The sequence below is a fragment of the Glutamicibacter protophormiae genome (assembly GCF_014647495.1).
GTDB lineage: Bacteria > Actinomycetota > Actinomycetes > Actinomycetales > Micrococcaceae > Glutamicibacter > Glutamicibacter protophormiae.
Window position 1 is genome coordinate 47,285 of record NZ_BMPH01000013.1, and the last position, 15,923, is coordinate 63,207.

16 protein-coding genes, 3 tRNA genes and 1 riboswitch are annotated in these 15,923 nt (G+C 60.1%); of the genes, 4 read left to right on the forward strand and 15 right to left on the reverse strand.

Annotation, left to right across the window (positions count from 1 at the left end; translation table 11 throughout):
* Window positions 1-75 precede the first annotated feature (75 nt).
* On the forward strand, window positions 76-330 hold the full coding sequence (locus tag IEY43_RS14455; RefSeq protein ID WP_188949283.1) for a cell division protein CrgA: 255 nt from the start codon (window positions 76-78) through the stop codon (window positions 328-330).
* A gap of 6 nt (window positions 331-336) precedes the next feature.
* Here IEY43_RS14455 and IEY43_RS14460 read toward each other — a convergent pair whose 3' ends face one another.
* The gene (locus IEY43_RS14460; protein WP_188949284.1) at window positions 337-654 is read right to left on the reverse strand and encodes a DMT family transporter; all 318 of its coding nucleotides are present in this window, start codon (window positions 652-654) and stop codon (window positions 337-339) included.
* 14 nt (window positions 655-668) lie between these two features.
* Window positions 669-737: riboswitch (guanidine-III (ykkC-III) riboswitch) on the reverse strand.
* A 2-nt stretch (window positions 738-739) separates the two neighbouring features.
* The gene (locus IEY43_RS14465; protein WP_188949285.1) at window positions 740-1,624 is read right to left on the reverse strand and encodes an ArgP/LysG family DNA-binding transcriptional regulator; all 885 of its coding nucleotides are present in this window, start codon (window positions 1,622-1,624) and stop codon (window positions 740-742) included.
* A 71-nt stretch (window positions 1,625-1,695) separates the two neighbouring features.
* Here IEY43_RS14465 and IEY43_RS14470 point away from each other — a divergent pair, with 71 nt between their 5' ends.
* Window positions 1,696-2,313, forward strand: a complete 618-nt coding sequence (locus IEY43_RS14470; RefSeq protein WP_188949286.1) for a LysE/ArgO family amino acid transporter — start codon at window positions 1,696-1,698, stop codon at window positions 2,311-2,313.
* 481 nt (window positions 2,314-2,794) lie between these two features.
* On the opposite strand, the gene IEY43_RS14475 is transcribed toward IEY43_RS14470, so the two are convergent.
* Both IEY43_RS14475 and IEY43_RS14480 read right to left on the reverse strand, forming a co-directional pair.
* Window positions 2,795-3,415 carry a rhomboid family intramembrane serine protease gene (locus IEY43_RS14475; protein ID WP_188949287.1) on the reverse strand — a complete coding sequence of 207 codons (621 nt, stop codon included), beginning with the start codon at window positions 3,413-3,415 and terminating at the stop codon, window positions 2,795-2,797.
* 344 nt (window positions 3,416-3,759) lie between these two features.
* The gene (locus IEY43_RS14480) at window positions 3,760-4,305 is read right to left on the reverse strand and encodes a peptidylprolyl isomerase (RefSeq protein ID WP_188949288.1); all 546 of its coding nucleotides are present in this window, start codon (window positions 4,303-4,305) and stop codon (window positions 3,760-3,762) included.
* Between the two features lie 169 nt (window positions 4,306-4,474).
* On the opposite strand from IEY43_RS14480, the gene IEY43_RS14485 reads away from it, so the two are divergent.
* Window positions 4,475-4,681, forward strand: coding sequence for a hypothetical protein (locus IEY43_RS14485; RefSeq protein WP_188949352.1), 207 nt, complete (start codon window positions 4,475-4,477; stop codon window positions 4,679-4,681).
* A 5-nt stretch (window positions 4,682-4,686) separates the two neighbouring features.
* Here the strand turns inward: IEY43_RS14485 and IEY43_RS14490 are convergent, their stop codons facing one another.
* Both IEY43_RS14490 and IEY43_RS14495 read right to left on the reverse strand, forming a co-directional pair.
* A complete protein-coding gene (locus IEY43_RS14490) occupies window positions 4,687-5,556 on the reverse strand; it encodes a DMT family transporter (RefSeq protein WP_188949289.1) in 870 nt (289 codons plus the stop codon).
* 128 nt (window positions 5,557-5,684) lie between these two features.
* The gene (locus IEY43_RS14495) at window positions 5,685-6,659 is read right to left on the reverse strand and encodes a bile acid:sodium symporter family protein (protein WP_209550363.1); all 975 of its coding nucleotides are present in this window, start codon (window positions 6,657-6,659) and stop codon (window positions 5,685-5,687) included.
* Between the two features lie 101 nt (window positions 6,660-6,760).
* On the opposite strand from IEY43_RS14495, the gene IEY43_RS14500 reads away from it, so the two are divergent.
* On the forward strand, window positions 6,761-7,939 hold the full coding sequence (locus IEY43_RS14500; RefSeq protein WP_188949290.1) for a glycosyltransferase family 4 protein: 1,179 nt from the start codon (window positions 6,761-6,763) through the stop codon (window positions 7,937-7,939).
* 75 nt (window positions 7,940-8,014) lie between these two features.
* Here IEY43_RS14500 and IEY43_RS14505 read toward each other — a convergent pair.
* The 9 genes from IEY43_RS14505 to recF all read right to left on the reverse strand — a co-directional run bounded on the left by IEY43_RS14505 (window position 8,015) and on the right by recF (window position 15,919).
* Window positions 8,015-8,087: transfer RNA gene (locus IEY43_RS14505), tRNA-Ala, on the reverse strand.
* 79 nt (window positions 8,088-8,166) lie between these two features.
* Window positions 8,167-8,239, reverse strand: a tRNA-Ala gene (locus tag IEY43_RS14510).
* Between the two features lie 7 nt (window positions 8,240-8,246).
* Window positions 8,247-8,366, reverse strand: coding sequence for a DLW-39 family protein (locus IEY43_RS18235; protein ID WP_209550362.1), 120 nt, complete (start codon window positions 8,364-8,366; stop codon window positions 8,247-8,249).
* A gap of 31 nt (window positions 8,367-8,397) precedes the next feature.
* Window positions 8,398-8,471, reverse strand: a tRNA-Ile gene (locus IEY43_RS14515).
* Between the two features lie 122 nt (window positions 8,472-8,593).
* Window positions 8,594-9,190 (reverse strand): DUF3566 domain-containing protein, encoded by a 597-nt coding sequence (locus IEY43_RS14520; RefSeq protein ID WP_188949291.1) that lies wholly within the window; start codon window positions 9,188-9,190, stop codon window positions 8,594-8,596.
* Window positions 9,187-11,808: a DNA gyrase subunit A gene (gene gyrA / locus IEY43_RS14525; protein WP_188949292.1), complete on the reverse strand. Its 2,622-nt coding sequence runs from the start codon at window positions 11,806-11,808 to the stop codon at window positions 9,187-9,189. Before gyrA ends, IEY43_RS14520 begins: the two co-directional genes overlap by 4 nt.
* Window positions 11,809-11,857: 49 nt before the next feature.
* Entirely contained in the window at window positions 11,858-13,861 is a 2,004-nt protein-coding gene (gene gyrB / locus IEY43_RS14530) for a DNA topoisomerase (ATP-hydrolyzing) subunit B (protein ID WP_209550428.1), read from the reverse strand.
* A gap of 344 nt (window positions 13,862-14,205) precedes the next feature.
* Window positions 14,206-14,763, reverse strand: a complete 558-nt coding sequence (locus tag IEY43_RS14535; protein WP_188949294.1) for a DciA family protein — start codon at window positions 14,761-14,763, stop codon at window positions 14,206-14,208.
* The gene (gene recF / locus IEY43_RS14540; RefSeq protein ID WP_188949295.1) at window positions 14,756-15,919 is read right to left on the reverse strand and encodes a DNA replication/repair protein RecF; all 1,164 of its coding nucleotides are present in this window, start codon (window positions 15,917-15,919) and stop codon (window positions 14,756-14,758) included. The genes IEY43_RS14535 and recF overlap by 8 nt, the downstream gene beginning before the upstream one ends.
* Window positions 15,920-15,923 lie beyond the last annotated feature (4 nt).

Sequence of the window (15,923 nt, forward strand, 5' to 3'; positions counted from 1 at the left end):
ACCTAGCGTACCGGGAAGACCCAATCGTCTCCCACATTTACTACATTATGCGGAAGAAGCCAAGGGAGCATTCGAGTGCCGGAGTCAAAGCCACGACGCAAGAACAAGCCACGGTCCCAGGAGAGCCAGGGAACCCACTCCGTGGATAAGCCGATGCCGGTTTGGTACAAGCCGGTGATGTTCGGTCTGATGCTTCTGGGTCTGGTATGGATCATGGTGTACTACCTGTCCCAGACCCTGTTCCCGATCCCGAATATCGGCGGCTGGAACATCGTCATCGGCTTCGGCATCGCCATGGTTGGTTTCTTCATGACCACCGGTTGGAAATAGCAATCCTCAATGGCTTACGGCCTTCAGGCCGATCACGCATCCGACAAGGCCGAGGATGAATACCATCTTCAAGAGTGTCACTGGCTCTTGCCCCGTGACCATGGAATAGACCACCGTCAGCGATGCGCCAATCCCCACCCATACCGCGCAGGCGGTACCGGTGGGGATTTCTTTCATCGCATAGGCCAAACCGCCCATGGAGAGCAGCAGCGCCGAAAAGAAAACGATCGTGGGTACCAGCTTCGACAGGCCGTCGCTAAGCCCCAAAGCGGTCGCCCAGACGGCCTCAAAGAGGCCGGAAACAATCAAGACAAGCCAATACATAACCAGATTCCTTCTCTGGCCGTCTTGTCCTGATTCCGGGTACGGCTCCCTCGTCCGGGCGCGGACCGAACTGCCCGCTTGGCACTCACGTTAGCAAATTCAGACCGCCGTCGCTGGCTACCTTCAGCAGTGTGGATTCCAAACGTCCGAGAATTTCAGAATCTACTGCCCAGCGCTGGAAATACAGCGGTACGTCGATGAACCACAGCTCATCGAGTTCTATGAGCCCTTCAACTTGCGCCAGCTGTTGGTCGGGGATCATCCCCCAGCCCATTCCGGCCTGGATCGCATGCAAAAACTGCCATGAATCCGGAACCGTATGCATGGCCCCTTTCCGCTGAGCCGGATCCAGTCCCAACTGCTCCAGCAGGTGATGCTGCAATCGGTCTTCCCTGTCGAAAATCATCATGGGCGCCATCAGGAAACCGTCAGCGCCTGCGTTGGCAAAATATTCGCGGGCCATCCTTGGACTGCACACCGCCCGATAGCGCAACGCCCCCAGCCTGCGCACCGAACAGCCTTGGGCCGCGGCCGAGCTGTTTGTCACCACCGCACTGACCCGCCCGCTGCGCAGCATGTCCAGCGATCGGCTCTCATCCATGCGCATGATTTCGATTGAAACGTTGTCCCACCGGGCCAGTTCTTCGAAAACCGGGGTGAACCAAGTCGAGAGCGAATCAGCGTTCACGCCCACGGCAACGCGTTGGTGGCCGGTTTGGGTAATTTCGTAGGAGAATTCCGCACTCAACGCCGCAATCTGCCGCGCATATCGCAATACCTTGATTCCCTGGTCTGTAGGAATGACAGGCCTGCTGCGCACTACCAGCACGGCCCCCAACCTGTTCTCCAGCGCCTTGATCCGCTGGCTCACGGCTGACGGAGTAATCCCCAAGTCAATGGACGCATCATCGAAGCTTCCAGCGTCCACAACTGCAAGCAGGGTCTGAAGGTGTTCCACATCGAATTTCACATTAGCTACCCTAATGCAGATGTAGATACTTAAGTTCGACATCATCTTGTCGCTTTTCGTACTGTCGTTCCATGATCACCACCTCCCTTTTTCTCGGGTTCTCAACAGGACTGTCACTCATCGTCGCCATCGGGGCGCAGAATGCGTTCGTTCTACGACAGGGAATCCGTCGAGAACGCGTTCTGTTGACAGTGACCCTTTGCGCATTGTCAGATGTGGTGCTCATCTTCGCTGGGGTTACCGGCATAGGCATCGTTGTGGAGCAGGCTCCGTGGATCCTGACGATCGCCCGCATCGGGGGAGCGATCTTCCTGGTTTCCTATGCATTTTTTGCGTTGCGGCGCACGATCGCCCCGTCAGGCATGGAGTCATCGAGCACGCCATCGCCAACCACTGCGTGGTCTATTGCAGGGACTGCACTCATGCTGACTTGGCTTAATCCCCATGTCTACATCGACACGGTACTCCTGCTTGGCTCCATCGGGGCATCCCAAGGAGAAGAATCCGGTGCATTTGCCGTAGGAGCGATGCTGGCCAGCGTGCTCTGGTTTAGCGCCCTTGGCTATGCGTCGCGTTTCCTGTCGCGATTCTTTGCTAAACCCACAGCCTGGCGAGTACTGGACGGGCTCATCTGCATCTTCATGCTGGCTTTCGCCATCATGCTCCTGGCGCCACTTTTCACCAGTTAACCTGCGGATATCCACAGGTATCCACAGGTCTTGTGGATTACCTTCAACCACAACTTGTTCACAACTTTATCCACAGCTGGGGACAACTTGGGCATTAGTGGGCTTTTTGAATCAAAACGCCTTGTCAAAAGGTTTTTGTGCAACAAATTAGGTGTGTACAAAAGTTATTAACACTGTGGATCCTGCTTGTGGAAACATCACTTTTGGCGCATCCTGGGCGGGCGTTGCCCTCTTCGTTTAAAGATTCGAAGCGCTGGTTATTAACAGGTTTCCAGTTCGTAAATGCACTATCTACAGCCGTGTTTAAAAGTTATCCACAGCTGGGGAGAAAGGTGTGAGTATCTACTCTTCGGATGGCTTATTCCCTGAGAATGCGGTCATTCCGGGCTGTTAATAACTTTGCCGCCGCAGAGTTACATGGCTGTAAGTTATTAACAGTGTGGATAAGCAGTGTGGATATCTTTGCTGACGTGTTTTCGAATCAGGCCAGAGGCCATTTAGCGGCTTCGACTGCAAGATAGGTCAAAATCAACATTGCCGCACTCAATGCGCCCAGGAGTGAGAGCTGAATTTTCGAACGCTGTGGATTACTTCGAGGAATCAACATGATGCAGGAAGCGGCGACTATGCCGGCCACGGCGCCGCCAAGATGGGCCTGCCATGAGATCCCGGAAACGACGAAGCCGAGGACGACGTTCAGCGCCAGAATGATCGCCATTTGGCGCAGCGCCTGCTTGTTGCCGCGCAGAACGACGAATGTGGCCAGGAAGAGTCCTGCCAAGGCACCCGAAGCTCCCAGCGTTGCCGTTGTGACCGGGCTCAGGAGCATGACTCCCAATGAGCCACCCAAGGCGCTGAGAAGGTAAAGCCAAGTAAATCGGAGCCTACCAAGTCGCGGTTCGAGAAGCGTGCCAAAAATATATACCCCGTACATGTTCATGAGGATGTGCAGGAACGATCCGGTGGAGTGCGCGAATGCACTGCTGATCAGGCGCCATGGCTCGTACGCTGCGATCGCCGGGATCAGCACCAATTCCCTCGTAAAGCCCGGAATAATCCACTGCAACAGATAGACGAACACATTCAATCCGATGAAAATCATCGTGACCAGGGGAGCACCAGCACGAGCGCGGCCTCCGAACTGCGTCTTCTGCGTCGGAACATTCTTATTCGCCTGCCTGACGCATTCAACACACTGAACACCGACAGGAGCTGGAACTTGGCACTGCGGGCAGACAGGACGGCCGCAGCGGTTGCACGAGACATAAGAGACCGTCTCTGGATGCCGATAGCAGGTCGGCTGTGATTGACCTTGAGGATTCACTTGCCCGTAGGACATTTAGTTTTCTACCTAGCGTTGGATGGATCAGCGGTGATTAAGCATCGAAGGCCCCGTCGACTCCACTAAGGGAATCGCCGGAGCCTTCAAATTGCGGGACGAAGAGGTTACAGAGCCTCGATGTCGACCGATTTGATAACTACGTCTTCCAGAGGCTTGTCGCGGCCATCGGTGGCGACTGCGTTCAGGGCGTCGACAATCTTGCGGGACTCAGCTTCGGTAACTTCACCGAAGATGGTGTGCTTGCCCTGCAACCAGGTGGTTGGAACGGTGGTGATAAAGAACTGCGAACCGTTGGTGCCGCGGCCCATGCGGATGCCTGCGTTGGCCATGGCCAGCTTGTAAGGCTCGTTGAAGTTCAGTTCCGGGTGGATCTCATCATCGAACTGGTAGCCGGGGCCGCCAAAGCCCTGGCCCAGTGGGTCGCCGCCCTGGATCATGAAGTCCGCGATGATGCGGTGGAAAATGGTTCCGCTGTACAGCGGGGTGTTGGTCTTCTTGTCGCCGGATTCTGGGTGAACCCACTCCTGCTCACCGGTCGACAGGCCGACGAAGTTGCTGACAGTCTTCGGAGCGTGGTTGCCGAAAAGATCGACAACAATGTCGCCCAAAGAGGTGTGAATCGTAGCTTTGTGCGTTGCGTTTGCGGTCATGCTCTCATTCTTCCATGAGCACAGCCCGAGCCGCTAAAAGCGGCCTACGCGGTCAGTGAAAATTTCGGGCAATTTTCAATGCACAGAGGCCTAACGCTGGCTACGGCAGTGGCATATGCCTAGGCTGAAGGTACCTGTTGGACAACGGGTTGAACCCAAAGGAGTAAAGATGAGCAAGAAGAGCAGTGCTGGAAAGCTACTAGCCGTAGGCCTAATTGTCGGACTCGTTGCGTTGTTGGTAGCCGCATGGAAGGCTTCCAAGCCGGTGGAGGACCCATGGGAAAACGAGCCTTCCAGCGCCGAACCACAACAGCCGGTCTCATCGCGCGAAGCCACCGTGGAAGAAGTTCGCGAAATCCTGAGTGAAGACCAGTAACCAGCTCATGTCCCGGATTTTGGCGGTACTTGGCCCCTGACCACGAGGACCAGCCCCAAGAGGATTACCCCGAGTCCCAGATAGGTCGCTGCCGGGACGACCTGCCCCAGTACAAGAGCCGCAAGCAGCGCAGCGCCTGGAATCTCCAGCAGAATGAGCGTGGAGACTGTCAGCGGGCCCAGCACATTGAGCAGGTGGTTCATGGCAGTGTGCCCGAGGAGCTGGGCGCACACCGTAAGCAGAATGATGCCAAGCCACCCTGTGGCGTCGAATCCCCAGACAGGCTGGCCAACCGCGAGACAAAGTACCAGCAGAATCACCGCGGTGATGCCGTAGCAGCTGGACGAGTAGGTTGCGGTGCTCATGGTCTTGCGCGCTGCGGCACCGGCCAGCGTGTAAATGGCAGCCAGAACACCTCCTGCGAGGGCGAGCAGGTCTCCAATGATGGCATCGCGCCCCTGTCCCACATCGAAGCCGGTGATCAGCACGACGCCCACGATGGCGATACCCATGCCGAAGAAAACCGGTTTGCGGTACCGGACCCCGCGCGACGCTTGGAAGAGAGCGATCCACACGCCTTGGATGCACACTAGCGCGGTACCGGCGGCGACGCTTGTCAGGCGCATCGAGTACATGAAGCAGACGAAGTGCAGTGCCAAGGCGACGCCAGCGATACTGGTAAAGAACCATTCGCGGCCAGTGATCTGCCGATAGGACTGCCGATTCTTCTTGAGCACGGGAACGGACAGGACAGCCGCGGCAGCGCCGTTTCGCCACAAGGCCATGGAAAGCACGGGAACTTGGGGAAAAGCGGCGATGATTGGGCCGGAGGCCGAAATCCCCAGAATGCCCAGCGCGGCAAGCAAAAATGTCACAGGCTAAGATTACCCGCTGTTGATAGGGCTTCTAAATCAGCCTCTTCACGCCCGCGATGGTCCCGGTTCAGTACCAGAAAATATATTCATCAATAAGCATACATATATGTCAAAGCGCATTTATTAGATTACTCTCCACGATCCTTCCTCCTCCAGAGAGAAGAAATCACAGCACCTGACAAGTTATGCCAAACGGAGAATACCGCGGCCGGGAGCGCCGCCTCAGGAGTGAAATACTGCTTCGCCAGTCCGCCTGCAAGACCGGAATTCTGCATGCCGACTTCGATGGCGATGGTCCGGCGGGATTCTTCTGGCACACGCAGTAATTTCCCAATTCCGTATCCGAGAAGCAATCCGAGACCATTGTGCAGGGCAACAGCCAGGAATACCAATAACCCGGCGGACATGATCGCCTCCGAGCTTCCAGCCACGATGATTGTCACCACGATGGTGATAGCTGCAACCGAGAGCCACGGCAAAGCCGCCAAGATCCCCAGCACTACGCTGTTGAGCAGCATTCGAAGCACGATACCGAGCACCACCGGTATCAAAACGACCTGGAAGACCGTTCCGGCCATGGACCGGGCATCCACCGGCAGATACTGTCCGGCGAGCCAGAATGCCAGCAGCGGGGTGAATACGGGTGCGACAAGGGTGGACAGCGAAGTCATGGACACCGATAGCGCTACATTTCCCCTTGCGAGGTAGGCGACCACATTGGAAGCGGTACCTCCCGGCGCGCAACCGACCAGAATCAGCCCGGCAGCTAGCGCGGGATCCAGGTTCAGGCCCCAGGCGACCAGCCAACCCATCGCCGGCATCACCATGAACTGGGCTGCAACACCGCCGAGCACCGGGAGGGGATTTTTGAAGACCAACCCGAAGTCGGGCAGGGTGAGGCTCAGACCCATGCAGAACATGATGACCATCAGCAAGGGGTTGATCCATGACGACAACCCGGAAAATACCTGGGGAACCAGAACTCCGGACACGCCGCCGAGCAGGATCAGAGCGGGGAAGAGCAACACCGCAATCTGGGACTCCCTTTCGGTCTTCGTCTGGCCAGCACCGGTATCCTGTGTCGTCGCATCGTCATTCAGCACCCTGACATCCTGTCAATCATTAGTGCTTGGTTTCAACTGCGGACAGCTCAGGCGAAGCATTGCTGTTCATGCCCCCTGCAAGTCCAGTTCACATCACGGCCATGTACAAGGTCGAAGCTGTAGGTGTGAAAGTAGCAATCATCGCTGAATCCTTTCTTCCGCACATCAACGGGGTCACCAATTCAATCCTGCGGACCCTTGACCATCTGGCACTCAGAGGGCACGAGGCGGTGGTCATCGCCCCGGCAGGCTCGCTGGCCAATGAGTTCACCGGCAAGGCGGTTCCGAAGCGCTACCGCGGGTTCCGCGTCATCACCGTGCCTTCGGTGCCGCTTCCAAAGTATCCCGAGGTGCGGCTTTCCACTGCGTCATCGCAGAAGCTGCGAAGGATCCTGCTCCGGGAGCAAGTGGACTTGGTTCATCTTGCCAGCCCGTTTCTCCTGGGCTGGAGCGCGCTGCGCGCAGCAGGCGAGCTTGGATTACCGACCGTTGCGGTGTACCAGACAGAAGTGCCTACCTATGCGGCGCGCTACAAGTTCCCCTGGCTGGCTGACAGGCTCTGGGAGCATGTCAGGGCCATTCATACTGCAGCAGACCTGACACTGGCACCCAGCAGCTTCTCCATGGCCCAGCTGGACGGGCTCGGGATCAATAACTTGAAATTGCTCCGAAGGGGTGTGGATACTGCGCTGTTCTCGCCCTGTCGAAGAAGCGAAGCCTTCCGCAGAGCCGTTGCACCCTCCGGAGAGCGTCTCATCGGCTATGTAGGCCGCCTCTCGGCAGACAAGCAGGTAGGGGACCTCCGAGCGCTTAGCGAGCTGCCTGGGGCACGCTTGGTGGTCGTGGGCTCGGGCCCGATGGAGCGCGAGCTGCGGACGCTGATGCCAAAAGCCCATTTCACCGGGTTCCTGTCCGGGAGCCGGCTGGCTGAAATCATGGCCTCCCTTGATGTCTTCGTGCACCCGGGGGAGTCAGAGACGTTTTGCCAAACCATCCAGGAGGCAATGGCCAGCCGTGTTCCAGTAGTTGCCGTGGGCAGGGGAGGACCGTTGGATCTGGTGGATTCCTCGCGAACGGGGTGGTTGTACGAGCCAGGCCAGCTCGACGATCTCGCCTATCGAGTCAATGATCTTGTCTTCGACGGCGGCAAACGTGAGGCTTTCGCTGCTGCGGCGATGGACAGCGTCCAAGGCAAGACTTGGGAGAAGATCGGTGACGAGTTGCTGGAGCACTACAGGTCGGTGCGGTTGCACCGGGCAGCGCATCGCGCCCGGTTCTGATTGGAGCTCGACCTCTGGAAACCGGGGTTAACAAACAAACGACGGAAAGCTTTCGCTTTCCGTCGTCTTCTCGTGTGGAGCCTAGGAGATTCGAACTCCTGACATCCTGCTTGCAAAGCAGGCGCTCTACCAACTGAGCTAAGGCCCCCAATGGCAAGAAATAAATTTACCGGCCAGTGCGGGTTAAAGCAAAAACGGAAAGCTTTCGCTTTCCATTTTCCCTTTTGTGGAGCCTAGGAGATTCGAACTCCTGACATCCTGCTTGCAAAGCAGGCGCTCTACCAACTGAGCTAAGGCCCCAAAAGCGTTAGGAAACTTTATCGGCTACCTGATGCCAGGTATCCTTGGTTTCCGAAGAAGCCTTTACCTTCTTGATCAGCACTGCGGCAGCAGTTGCGATCGTTGCGAGAACCAGGAACTTTTTCATTACTTCCTCTTTCCCTCCAGCAAGGATTCGGTGGGCGTACCAAGACTTGAACTTGGGACCTCTTCGTTATCAGCGAAGCGCTCTAACCGCCTGAGCTATACGCCCTTGCTTTTGTTTTTGTTCTCTTCGGAACGAAATAAAACTTTACCGGGGTTTCTGCGAAGATACAAATCGAGCCCGGGTGTCGTGCATCACAGCACTAATCCCGGGCTCGACTTGGGGTGATTCTAGTCGTCGGTGAGGGTCACGCCGGCGCCGCCCACCAGCGAGGAGGCGATGTTGTACAACACCGATCCCAGCATGGCGACCACCGAAATCACGACCACGTTGACCACGGCGAGGATGGTGGCGTACGAAGCCACTTGGCCCAGGGACATAGAATCGCGCAGGTCGAAGCTGTCTTCAGCGCCAATGGCCTCGCGCATCAGCTGGTTGAAGGCATCGAACGTTCCACTGAGATCCAGCACGGCCCAGATACCTACCGCTGCCACCACGGTGATGACGCCGAAAGCCACCGAGAGCAGGAAGGCGATTTTCAGGACCGAAAATGGTTCCACCTTGGAAACCAGCAGGCGGGCCTTGCGGACCTTGGCCTTCGGCGCAGGGCGCACAAGACGCTCCTGGTTTCCAGCGGGACGCTGCTGGCCTGTTGGGCGTGGAGCCGCCGGACGGGGAGCTCCGGCTGGACGCTGCTGCCCGGCCGCCGGGCGCTGGCCCGGTGCTGGGCGGCTGCCGGCTGCCGCAGGTCGCTTTACCTGGGTAGGTCGCGGCGCTGCGCTCTTCGGGGCACTGCCGCTGGGGCGTGGCGTCGAGGGCGTGCTCATGCGTTACCTCCGTTAGTGGTGTCATCTTCTGCGGACTCGGAAGTGCTTTCCGACGTGCCGGATGACTCATTAGTGATGTTTTCCGGATCCAAGATTACGGTATCTTCCTCCGAGTTCTCTTCAAGCTCGGTTTCAGTATTCTTGGCGACCGCGATGATCGAATCCTTCTTGTCTGGCTTCGCGAAGATCACGCCCATGGTGTCTCGGCCCTTGGAAGGAACCTGCGAAACCGCGGAGCGGACGACCTTGCCCGAACCCATGACAACCAGCACCTCGTCGGTTTCATCAACGATCATGGCGCCAACCAGCTCGCCGCGTTCCTCGTTGAGCTTGGCCACCTTAATACCCAAGCCGCCACGGGATTGCACGCGGTATTCGTCGACCGTGGTGCGCTTGGCATAGCCCTCGTCGGTCACCGTGAACATGTAGGACCCTTCGCGGACCACGTCGGCGGCGAGCAGTTCGTCGCCCTCGCGGAACTTCATGCCGGTCACGCCGCTGGTGGCGCGGCCCATCGGGCGCATCGCGGTGTCGGTGGCGGTGAAGCGCACCGATTGGCCCTTGCGCGAGACAAGCATCACATCATCGGATTCGCTGACCAGCTGGGCGGAGACCAGTTCGTCGTCCTCGCGCAGGTTGATTGCGATCACGCCGGCGGTGCGGTTGGTGTCGTAGTCTTCCAGCCGGGTCTTCTTCACCAGGCCGTTGCGGGTGGCCAGCATCAGGTACTGGGCGTCCTGATAGGTACGCAGGTCCAGCACCTGGGCGATGTGCTCGTCCGGCTGGAAGGCCATCACGTTGGCCACGTGCTGGCCCTTGGCGTCGCGGCCGGCCTCGGCCAGTTCGTAGCACTTGGTGCGGTAGACGCGGCCGTGGTTGGTGAAGAACAGCAGCCAGTTATGCGTGGAGGTGACGAAGAAGTGCTCCACCACGTCGTCCCCACGCAGGCTGGCGCCCTTGATTCCCTTGCCGCCGCGGGCCTGCGAGCGATAGTTGTCGATGCGCGTGCGCTTGACGTAGCCGCCGCGGGTGATGGTGACCACCATTTCCTCTTCGGGGATCAGGTCCTCGACGCTCATGTCGCCGTCGTAGCCCATGAGGATCTTGGTGCGGCGGTCGTCGCCGTGCTTCTCCACGATCTCGGCCAGTTCTTCCGAGACGATGGTGCGCTGGCGCTGCGGATCGGCGATGATCTCCTTGAACTCGGTGATCATGCGCTCGAGCTCGGCATGCCGGTCCTGGATCTTCTGGCGTTCCAGTGCGGCCAGGCGGCGCAGCTGCATGTCGAGGATGGCGCGGGCCTGCTCCTCGTCGATGTCCAGCAGCTCCATCAGCCCGTCGCGCGCCGCCTCGGTGGTCGAGGAGCGGCGGATCAAGGCGATGACCTCGTCCAAGGCGTCCAGGGCCTTGAGCAGGCCGCGCAGGATGTGCGCCTCTTCCTCCGCCTTGCGCAGGCGGTACTTCGTGCGGCGGACGATGACTTCGATCTGATGGGTGACCCAGTGGCGGATGAAGCCGTCCAGCGGCAGGGTGCGCGGCACCCCGTCCACGATCGCCAGCATGTTGGCGGAGAAGTTGGACTGCAGCTCGGTGTGCTTGTAGAGGTTGTTCAGCACCACCTTGGCTACGGCGTCGCGCTTGAGCACGATTACCAGGCGCTGGCCGGTGCGGCCGGAGGTCTCGTCGCGCATATCCGCGATGCCGGCGATCTTGCCGTCGCGCACGAGCTCGGCGATCTTCACCGCGAGGTTGTCCGGGTTGGCCATGTACGGCAGTTCGGTGACCACCAGGCAGGTGCGGCCCTGGATTTCCTCCACGTTGACCACGGCGCGCATGGTGATCGATCCGCGGCCGGTGCGATAGGCATCGGAGATGCCCTTGGTGCCCAGGATCATGGCGCCGGTCGGGAAGTCCGGGCCCTTCACGCGCTGCATCAGCGCGGCCAGCAGTTCCTCGCGGGAGACCTCAGGGTTCTGCAGGTACCACTGCACGCCCTCGGCGACCTCGCGCAGGTTGTGCGGCGGGATGTTGGTGGCCATGCCCACGGCAATGCCGGAAGAGCCGTTGACCAGAAGGTTCGGGAAACGAGCCGGAAGGACCGTGGGTTCCTGGTTCTTGCCGTCGTAGTTGTCCTGGAAATCAACGGTGTCCTCGTTGATGTCGCGGACCATTTCCATGGCCAGCTGGGCCATCTTGGTTTCGGTGTAACGCTGGGCGGCCGCGCCGTCATTGCCCGGGGAGCCGAAGTTGCCCTGGCCCAGGGCCAACGGGTAGCGCATGACCCAGTCCTGGATCAGGCGGACCAGCGCATCGTAGATCGCGGTGTCACCGTGCGGGTGGTATTGGCCCATGACCTCGCCGACCACGCGGGCGCACTTGTTGTACGCGCGCTCGGGGCGGTAGCCGCCGTCGAACATCGCGTAGATGACGCGGCGGTGCACCGGCTTCAGGCCGTCGCGCACGTCCGGCAGCGCGCGGCCGACGATCACGGCCATGGCGTAGTCCAGGTAGGACCGCTGCATTTCTGCCTGCAGGTCGATCTGGTCAATACGCCCGCCTTCGTGCGCTACGACCTCGCCGTCCAGCGGTTCGTTCTCAGGAGTCTGCTCGTCGCTCAATTTCTTCCCTTACACATCAAAAAAGTTCTACGGTCCGCGGTGGTATCGCCTAGATATCCAGGAAACGGACGTCCTTGGCGTTCTGCTGGATGAAGTTGCGGCGGGACTCGACGTCCTCGCCCATCAGGACGGAGAAAATCTCGTCCGCGGCGGCGGCGTCGTCCATGGTGACCTGGCGCAGCGTGCGGCGATCCGGGTCCATGGTGGTGTCCCAGAGCTCGGAGTAGTCCATCTCGCCCAGGCCCTTGTAGCGCTGGATGCCGTTTTCCTTCGGCAGGCGCTTGTTGGCGGCGGCGCCGGCGACCAGGGCCGCGTCACGTTCCTTGTCGGTGTACACATAGTCGTGCGGGGCGTTGGACCACTTGATGCGGTACAGCGGAGGGCTGGCCAGGAAGACGTAGCCCTGCTCGATCAACGGACGCATGAAGCGGAAGATCAGGGTCAGCAGCAGCGTGGTGATGTGCTGGCCGTCGACGTCCGCATCGGCCATCAAAACGATCTTGTGGTAGCGCAGCTTGGACATGTCGAACTCTTCGCCGATGCCGGTGCCGAAGGCGGTGATCATCGACTGCACTTCGGCGTTGCCCAGCGCGCGGTCCAGCCGGGCGCGCTCCACGTTCAGGATCTTGCCGCGCAGCGGCAGGATGGCCTGGGTGTGCGGGTCGCGTCCGCGCTTGGCCGAGCCGCCTGCGGAGTCGCCCTCCACGATGAACACTTCGCACTCGATGGGGTTCTTCGAGGAGCAGTCCGAAAGCTTGCCCGGCATGCCGAAGGATTCCATGGGGGACTTGCGTCGCGCGTTGTCGCGGGCCTTGCGCGCGGCCATGCGGGCCTGGGAGGCCAGCTGCGCCTTGCGGATGATGTCCCTGGCGATGTTCGGGTTGCGGCCGAACCAGTCGCCGAGCTCGTCGTTGACCACGCCCTGCACGAAGCCGCGGGCCATCGAGTTGCCCAGCTTGGTTTTGGTCTGGCCTTCGAACTGCGGTTCGGAAAGCTTCACGGAGAGCACCGCGGTCAGGCCTTCGCGTACGTCGTCGCCGGTGAGGTTGTCGTCCTTTTCGCGCAGGATCTTGTTGTCCCGCGCGTAGCGGTTGAGCAGGCTGGTCAGCGCGGCGCGGAAGCCCTCTTCGTGGGTGCCGCCCTCGTGGGTGTTGATGGTGTTCGCATAGGTGTGCACGGACTCGGCGTAGGCGGTAGTCCACTGCATGGCGATTTCCAGGCTGATGCCGCGGGCGGAGTCCTCGGACTCGAAGGCGATGACCTCGTCGTGGACCAGCTCGACCTTCTTGGCGGCGTTCAGGTGCTTGACGTAGTCCAGCAGGCCGTCCTTGTACAGGTAGTCGACGCGGCGCGGCTTGACGACCTGGTTCTCGATCTCCTCCTCGACCTCGGCCTCCGGCTCAGCTGTCTCCGGAATGCGTTCGTCGGTGAGGGTGATGCGCAGGCCCTTGTTCAGGAACGCCATCTGCTGGAAGCGGGCGCGCAGGGTCTCGAAGTCGAATTCGACGGTGTCGAAGATTTCCGGGTCCGGGTAGAACGTCTGGGTGGTGCCGGTCTGTTCGGTGGCCTCGCCCTGGGTCAGCGGGGTGGTGGTGAACCCGCCGTTGGAGAAGCCGATGCGCCAGGCGTGGCCCTGCCTGCGGACCACGGTGTCGACCTTGCGGGACAGCGCGTTGACCACGGAGATGCCCACGCCGTGCAGGCCGCCGGAGACGGCGTAGCCGCCGCCGCCGAACTTGCCGCCTGCGTGCAGGATGGTCATGACGACCTCGACGGTGGGCTTGCCCTCGGTGGGGTGGATGTCCACGGGGATGCCGCGGCCGTTGTCCTCGCAGCGCACGCCGCCGTCGGCCTGCAGGGTGATGTTAATGGTGTCGCAGTATCCGGCCAGCGCCTCGTCGACAGAGTTGTCAACGACTTCATAAACCAGGTGGTGCAGGCCGCGGGGGCCGGTGGAACCGATGTACATGCCCGGGCGTTTGCGTACCGCTTCGAGTCCCTCGAGGACGGTAATATCCTGGGCGCCGTAAGTGTGCTCGACTTTTGAAGTCATCGATTCTGCAGGCACTGGGATGTTGTCCGGTTCCTGCGATGAAGCGTTTTCGTTAGACACGGGTGCTACGAACTCCTCGATTTTGGCGCGCGACCACCATGCGCGGTCCGAGCCCGGACGCGTCCAGCGATCTTGGTCTGGAGCGACGTAGACGTGGGTTCACCCACGGCACAGTCAATTCACTACCCCTAATTCTACCGCCTACAGCAAAATTATCGGGGATTCTGTGGCCTAAATCAGCCGCAGAAGGCACGGAATAGACCATCTGAGCGAGTTTGGGTGATCAACTGAGGGGGGATCCAGCCGGGAGGTGCGTTAGAGCTTCATATGCCATGCCAGCATTTTTAGCCGTAGGTGTCCCGGGGGCCGCGACCGGCCACCGATCTCAAACCGTGGCGCCACGAAGGTGCGTTCGGACCGATCACCCGGATGACCGTCACGATGCCCGGACCGAGCTCGGCGTCGAACTTCTTCAGCAGCTGGTGGCTCAGCAGCCGCAGCTGCGTGGCCCATGACGTGGAATCGCAGCGGACCACCACCACGGTGTCCTCGAAAGACTCCGGACGGCAGTGCTTTGCGATGTTCTCGCCGACCAGCTCGTTCCAGCGGCCGAGCACCGATCCGACGGCCACTTGGGTGCTCCAGCCGCGTGATTTGGACATTCTGGCCACCACGGCGCCGATGGACCGCGGGTCGCGGGGAGCATCGTCGTCTATCGTTTTCTTGCCTGCGCCCGGCGTATTGCGGGAGTTCTGGCGTTTGCGCACCTTGGCCAAGCGTGCCGCGTCCAGACGCGAATCGCCGCGTTCCTCGGCGAGCTTGCGCATGCGGTTGAGCAACGCCCTGGCGGCGTCGATTTCCGGATCCATGCGATGCTCGTCGTCGAAATTCTGGCTAGGCATCGACAACCTGCCCAGGGGAGACCTGGAAGAAATGCCCCTTCAAAGCCTCGGGAACGTCTTCTACCACGGCGGCGGTGACCAGCACCTGTTCGGCTCCAGCGACAATATGGGCCAGGCGGTTGCGGCGGGTTGCGTCCAGCTCGGCGAAAACATCGTCCAGGATCAAGATCGGCCCGGAGCCCGGACGGGGGTCGTCGTCGCCGAAGACGCGGTAGGCCGCCAAACGCAGCGACAGCGCAAAGGACCAGGTTTCGCCGTGCGAGGCGTAGCCCTTAGCCGGTGCCGCGCCAAGGGTCAGGACCAGATCGTCACGGTGCGGGCCGAACAGGGAAATGCCTCGATCCAGCTCGCGGGAACGATTCGCTTCGATCGCAGTCAGCAGCAATTCCTGGATTTCTTCCTGTCCAAGGGTCTCGAGATCCCGGGCCGGCAGGCTGGCATCATCCACTTCTCCCTCGAGCGATGAACGATATACCGCGCTGGCTTCCTTCGCGCCGTCGGCAAGATCCGCATAAGCGGCCTGCATGTAGGGACGCAGCAGCGACAGGACGTTGAGCCTGCCGCGGATCAGTCGCGCTCCGCAGGCTGCCAGCTGCAAGTCCCACGCCTGCAGCGTGTTTTCCTGCGAGGTAGTCGGCTTGGACTTCCCGCGGATCGACTTGAGCAGCGCGTTGCGCTGCTTCACAATGCGTTCGTAGTCGTTTTTGGTCCCGGCTTCGACAGGGCGCAGGGTCACCAGCAATTCATCGAGGAACCGGCGGCGGTTCGAGGGATCGCCCTTGATCAAGGCCAAATCCTCCGGCGCAAAGAGCACGGTGCGCACCATGCCAAGGATTTCCCGGGCACGCACCGGATTCGCGCGATTGATGCGAGCTCGGTTGATCTTTCCGCTGGTGATCTCCACTTCGAGCTGCGTCTGCTGGTTTCCTCGATGCAGCGTGCCTCGGATCAACGCGCGTTCGGCACCAAAATTTAATAGCGGTGCATCATTGCTGACCCGATGGGAGGCAAGATTCGCCAGATAACCAATGGATTCGACGATGTTGGTCTTGCCCACGCCGTTAGGCCCCACCAGGACGTTGATCCCCGGGACAAGGTGCACGTCGGCTTGCGCATACGAGCGGAAGCTCGTGAGTGAAAGCTGCGAGATATACACCGGA